The 5,854-nt window shown below is 69.6% G+C and carries 5 protein-coding genes; all 5 read right to left on the minus strand.

All coding sequences use genetic code 11. The annotated features are described in order from the left end of the window. Positions 1 to 8 precede the first annotated feature (8 nt). The gene (locus tag E2651_RS40560; protein ID WP_135336285.1) at positions 9 to 1,370 is read right to left on the minus strand and encodes an aldehyde dehydrogenase family protein; all 1,362 of its coding nucleotides are present in this window, start codon (positions 1,368 to 1,370) and stop codon (positions 9 to 11) included. Then, entirely contained in the window at positions 1,367 to 3,106 is a 1,740-nt protein-coding gene (locus E2651_RS40565) for a D-aminoacylase (protein WP_135336286.1), read from the minus strand. Before E2651_RS40565 ends, E2651_RS40560 begins: the two co-directional genes overlap by 4 nt. 88 nt (positions 3,107 to 3,194) lie before the next feature. After that, positions 3,195 to 4,322 (minus strand): LLM class flavin-dependent oxidoreductase, encoded by a 1,128-nt coding sequence (locus E2651_RS40570; RefSeq protein WP_135336287.1) that lies wholly within the window; start codon positions 4,320 to 4,322, stop codon positions 3,195 to 3,197. Positions 4,323 to 4,474: 152 nt separating this feature from the next. Further along, entirely contained in the window at positions 4,475 to 5,260 is a 786-nt protein-coding gene (locus E2651_RS40575; RefSeq protein ID WP_135336288.1) for a glucose 1-dehydrogenase, read from the minus strand. Between the two features lie 22 nt (positions 5,261 to 5,282). Further along, positions 5,283 to 5,854 (minus strand): LLM class flavin-dependent oxidoreductase (locus E2651_RS40580; RefSeq protein WP_135336289.1); only part of this gene is annotated, 572 nt, incomplete at its 5' end.

Raw genomic sequence — 5,854 nt, forward strand, 5'->3', positions numbered from 1 at the left:
CTCATCGACTACGTCTGGTCGTCGGACGTGGCCCGCAGCCGCCGTGCCACCCGGAAGGCGCGGGCCACGTCCGACGACCAGACGTAGTCGATGAGGCCGTAGTCGCTGTCGTTGGCCAGCGCGATGCCTTCCTCCTCCGCGTCGAAGGGGACGACCACCACCACCGGGCCAAAAATCTCCTCCCGGACCACCCGCATGTCGTTCGTGCAGTCCGCGAGCAGCGTCGGCGCGACATAGAAGCCGCGGTCGAGACCGGCACCGGCCGGGCGCTCGCCGCCCGCCACCACCCGCGCGCCCTCCTTGCGGCCCAGCTCCACGTACGACTCGATCCGGTCCCGGTGTGCGGCCGAGATCACCGGGCCGACGATCGTGCCCTGCTCCCGTGGATCGCCGACCTTCATGAAGCCGATGTAGCCCTTCAGCTTCTCGATCAGGGCGTCGTAGACGGTCCGGTGCGCGATCACCCTCGTCGGGGCCGTGCAGATCTGTCCGCTGTAGAAGGCGAACGTCGTCCCTATCCCCGCCACCGCCGAGTCCAGGTCCGCGTCCTCGAAGACCAGCGCCGCGCCCTTGCCGCCCAGCTCCATCAGCTGCCGCTTCATGTCGCGGCCGCACACCTCGGCGATGCGCTGCCCGACCGAGGTCGAGCCGGTGAAGCTGACCATGTCGACGTCCGGCGAGTCGACGGCCGCCTCGCCCGCTTCCGGGCGCGCGCCCGACACCACGTTCACCACGCCCGCCGGCGCGCCCGCCTCCTCCAGCGCGGCCGCCATCCGGTACACCGACAGCGGGTCCTGCGGCGCGGGCTTCACCACGACCGTGTTGCCCATGGCCAGGGCGGGCGCGACCTTGCCCGCGGGATTGGCCCAGGGGTTGTTGTACGAGGTGATGCAGGTGACGACGCCCACCGGCTGGCGCACGGCCAGTGCTCCCGTGACGCCCGCCTTCCCCATCGGGCCCGCCTCGGTGATCTGCGGGGGCAGCCCGGTCTCGACCGGCTCGAGGGCCCCCTTCGCGTACCGCTTGAAGCGCGCCACCGACACCCCGACCTGCATCCCGCGCGCCGTCCCGGTCGTCGCGCCGCTCTCGGCCTGGGCCAGTTCGGCGTACGCCACGAAATCGCGCTGCATGATCGCCGCGGCACGGTCGAGGACCGTGGCCCGCTCCTCGGGTGTCGTGCACGACCAGGTCGCGAAGGCCTCGCGTGCGGCCGCCGCCGCCTGGTGCACCTGCGCGCGGCTCGCTTCGGGGGCGAGCCCGACGACGTCCTCGGTCGCCGGGTTGATCACCTCGTAGTGTCCGTCGTCCGGCTCGACCCACTCGCCGCCGATGAACAGCCGCTGCTCACTGGGGAGTTCGGAGGTCGTCACTTGGTGCTCACCGTCCTGGTGTCCCGGCCGGACCGGAGCACCGTGCCGGGGGTCGCGCCCGTCACCCGGTCCTCACGGATGGTCTCGACTCCGTTGACCCACACCGCGTTGATGCCGATCGCCTTGGAGTCGAGGCGCGGGCTGTCGCCCGGCAGGTCGTGCACCAGGGTCGCCTTGCCCGCGTCGATGCGCTCGGGGTCGAAGAGGACGAGGTCGGCGTGGAAGCCCTCCTGGACGCGCCCGCGGTCCCGCAGCCCGAAGAGCTGGGCGGGATCGTCGGTGAGCATCTTCACCGCTTCCTCGAGGCCGACCAGTTTCCGGCCCCGCAGACAGTCCCCGATGAACCGCGTCGTGTACGGGGCGCCGCACATCCGGTCCAGGTGCGCGCCCGCGTCGGAGCCGCCCAGCATGACGTCCTCGTGCTGCCAGGCCTCCTGGCGCAGGGCCCACGAGTCGGGGTCGTTGTCGGAGGGCATGGGCCACAGGACCGTACGCAGGTCGTCGTTGGCGCAGATCTCTACGAGGCACTCGAAGGGCTCCTGGCCACGCTCGGCGGCGATGTCCCGGACGACCCGCCCCGTCAGCCCCTCGTTCTCCTTCGCGTACGTGTCCCCGATGACGTACCGGTCGAAGTGCGCGAGCCGCCGGAAGACCCCCGCCTCCTTGCTGTCGGCGCGCCGCAGCATCTCGCCCCTGATGTCCGGGTCGCGCAGCTTGGCGATGCGCTCCGGCACGGGCAGGCCCAGGACCTCTCCCCACCCGGGGATCAGGTTCAGGGCGCAGAAGGTGCCGAGGGACATGTTCATGGGGGTGAGGATCGGCATGGTGAGGGCGACGATGCGGCCGCCCGCCTTGCGGGCGCGCTCGCTGGGGATCAGCTGGCGCGGGACGCGCTCGGGGACGGCGGAGTCGATGGTGAGGACGTTCCAGTTGAGCGGCCGCCCGGCGGCGGCACTCATGTCGACGAAGAGGTCGATCTCGTCATCGCTGAACTGGTCCAGACACCCCGCGACGATGGCTTCGAGCTGCGTTCCCTCGTGCTCGGCGACGGCCCGGCTGAGCGCGAGCAGTTCGTCGGGCTTCGCGTGCCGCGATGCGACCGGCTGCCCGTCGCCGTCCGAGTGGGTGGAGGACTGGGTGGTGGAGAGCCCCCAGGCGCCGGCGTCCATGGCGTCGTGGAAGAGGCTCAGCATCTCCTCCAGCTGTGCGGGGGTCGGCTGGCCGCCCACCGCGTCCGCCCCCATCACGTACCGCCGAAGAGCGCAATGACCCACCATGAACCCTGCGTTGACGGCGACCCGACCCTCCAGAGCGTCGAGATACTCGCCGAACGAGCTCCACGACCAGGGCGCGCCCTCTTCGAGCGCGACGAGTGACATGCCCTCGACCTTGGACATCATCCGGCGCGTGTAGTCGGCGTCTTCGGGGCGGTCCGGGTTCAACGGGGCGAGCGTGAAGCCGCAGTTGCCGCCGGCGACGGTCGTCACGCCGTGATTCAGGGACGGGGTCGCGTACGGATCCCAGAACAACTGGGCGTCGTAGTGCGTGTGCGGATCGACGAACCCGGGCGCGAGGACCCGCCCCTGGGCGTCTTCGCTGGTCGTGGCCGACTCGGTGACGGTTCCGGGTTCGGCGATGACGGCTATGCGCCCGTCCCTGATGCCTACGTCGGCCACGCGTGCGGGGGCACCGGTCCCGTCGACGACGGTCGCGCCCTTGATGAGGTGATCAAGCATGACGGTGCAAGTCCCCCTTCGGGGTGAACGGGTGGGTGCCCCGGCCTCCGTCCGGGAAGGGAAGGCCGGGGCGATCAGGAAGGGCGGCTCAACCGCCGGAGGATCCCCGCATACGCGTAGTGCGGTGCACGGGATCCGTATCAATCTTCGGGATCACATGCTCACCGATCAGCTTGATCGTGTTCTTCGTGTCCTCGGGCGAGATGCCGATCGGCAGCCCGAAGGACAGCTGATCCGCCCCGGCCTGCTCCCACCGCTTGCACTGCGTGAGCACCTCGTCCGGGTCGCCGCAGATCATCAGCTCCTCGGCGATGAGCAGCTCGATGATCTCCTCGCTGTACTCGGGAAGGAGCTCGGGCCACTCCGGGATGCCCTCGGGCCGCGGGAAGGTGTCGTGGTACCGGAAGAGCAGCGACTGGAGGTAGTTGAGCCCCCCGCTCACCGCGATCTCGACCGCCTTCTTGTGCGTCTCCGCGCAAATGGCCGTGGACGTCACCATGACGTTGTCGTTGACGAAGGCCCCGACCGGCTCGGCGTCCTTCACGGCCGTCTTGTACGACTCGAGGACCCACTCCATGTCGGAGACCTTCTGCACGCTGAAGCCGAGGACCCCGAGCCCCTTCTTCCCGGCCATCGCGTACGAGGGCGGGGACCCGGCGGCGTACCACATAGCAGGGTGGGACTTCCCGTAAGGCTTGGGAAGCACCTTCCTCGGCGGCAGGGACCAGTGCTTGCCCTGGAAGCCGACGTACTCGTCCTGGAGCCACATCTTGGGGAACTCGGCGATGGTCTCTTCCCAGAGTTCCTTGGTGTGGTTCATGTCGGTGATCCCCGGCATGAAGCCCAATATCTCGTGCGACCCGGCGCCGCGCCCGGACCCGAACTCGAAGCGTCCTTCGGAGAGATGGTCGAGCATGGCGACCTTCTCGGCGACCTTGACCGGGTGGTTCACCGGGGCCAGCGGGTTGAAGATGCCGGAGCCCAGGTGGATGCGGTCGGTCGCGTGGGCGAGATAGCCGAGGAAGACGTCGTTGGCGGAGAGGTGCGAGTACTCCTCCAGGAAGTGGTGCTCGGACGCCCAGGCGTACTTGAACCCGGACTTGTCCGCCTGGATGACGTACTCGGTCTCCTCGATGAGCGCCTTGTGCTCGGCTTCGGGGTCGACCTTGGCCCGCTTGGCGGGCACGTATCCCTGTACAAAGAGACCGAATTCCAAGGAGGTTCACCATCCTCGTGAGTTTCCGACGGAGTTTCTGACGCACTTTCTGACGCACCGTCAGATCTTGATGGGTCGACTGTTCCACCGGTCGCACGGACCGTCAATACCCCCGACCGCCCCGCACTGACGCACCGTCAGACAGCGCCCCGTCAGACAATGCTGACGCCCGCCAGCCACCCGCCGTCGATGACGAACGGCTGCCCGGTGATGTACGCCGAGTCCCCGCCGGTCAGGAAGAGCGCGAGCGCGGCCACCTCCTCGGGCTTCCCGATCCGCCCGAGCGGCACGAGCTTCTTGTAGAGCTCGGCGACGGCGTCCCGCGCCTCGGTCGGATCGGCGGTGGGGTCGAGCTGCGCCGGGTTGGTCATCGGGGTGTCGACGGCCCCCGGACAGACGGCGTTGACACGGATCCCCTGCCCCGCGAGCTCCATCGCCGCGACGCGGGTGAGCCCGAGGATGGCGTGCTTGGTGGCGGCGTACGCGCCGACGTAGGCCATGCCGGTCATCGCCGTGTACGAGGCGGTGTTCACGATGGTGCCGCCGCCGGCCGCCCCGATCTCGGGCGCGACGGTGCGGATACCAAGAAAACACCCCACCTGATTGACCTGGATGACCTGCTGAAACTCCTCGAGCGGGGTACTGACCAGCTCGTTGAAGCGCAGGATCCCGGCGTTGTTGACGAGCCCGTCGATCTTCCCGAACGCGTCCTTGGCGGAGCCCACGGCGGACTGCCAGTCGGCTTCCTGACTGACGTCGAGATGTACGTACCGGGCCGACGCCTCGCCCAACTCCGTGGCCAGCGCCTCCCCTTGGTCGTCGAGCACGTCCGCGAGCACGACCTTGGCCCCTTCCTCCACGAAGAGCCGCGCCTCCTGCTCGCCCTGTCCGCGTGCCGCGCCGGTGACGATGACGACGCGCCCGTCCAGCTTGCCCATACGAGTCTCCTTGAGTGAGCTCTCAGTTGAGGTGCGGAGCGACTTCGGCGGCGAACGCCGCCATCTGATCGGTCAGTTCACCGCGGCTGCGCGAGCGGAACCGCACCTGTATCTGCTGCACGCCCATCGCTCCGTACGCGCGCAGCGACTCCGCGATGGCGTCCGGCTTCCCGCTGAGCGTGCGCCGCCCCACGGACCAGGCCGGCTCCCCCACGTACAGCGGCTCGGCGATGGCCCCGACCGTGATCGGCTCCCGCACCCCCGCCTCTTCCCGCAGCCGCCGGAGCCGGGCGATCTGCGCGGGCAGCTTGTCGCGCGGATCCCCCTGCGGCAGCCACCCGTCACCCCGCACGGCGGCCCTGCGCACGGCGGCGGGCGAGGAGCCGCCGACCCAGACCGGCACGCGCGGCTGCACGGGCCGCGGCTGCTGCCCGAGCCCCTCGAAGTCGTAGTACTCACCGTGGTGTTCGGGATACTCGTCCGCGCCGAGGGAGGCCTTCAAGGCATCAATGGTCTCGTCGAGAACGGGCCCGCGCCGCTCGAAGTCGGCCCCGACCGCCTCGAACTCCTCCGGCACGTGCCCGGCCCCCACCC

This window comes from Streptomyces sp. MZ04 (assembly GCF_004684775.1).
Classification (GTDB): domain Bacteria; phylum Actinomycetota; class Actinomycetes; order Streptomycetales; family Streptomycetaceae; genus Streptomyces.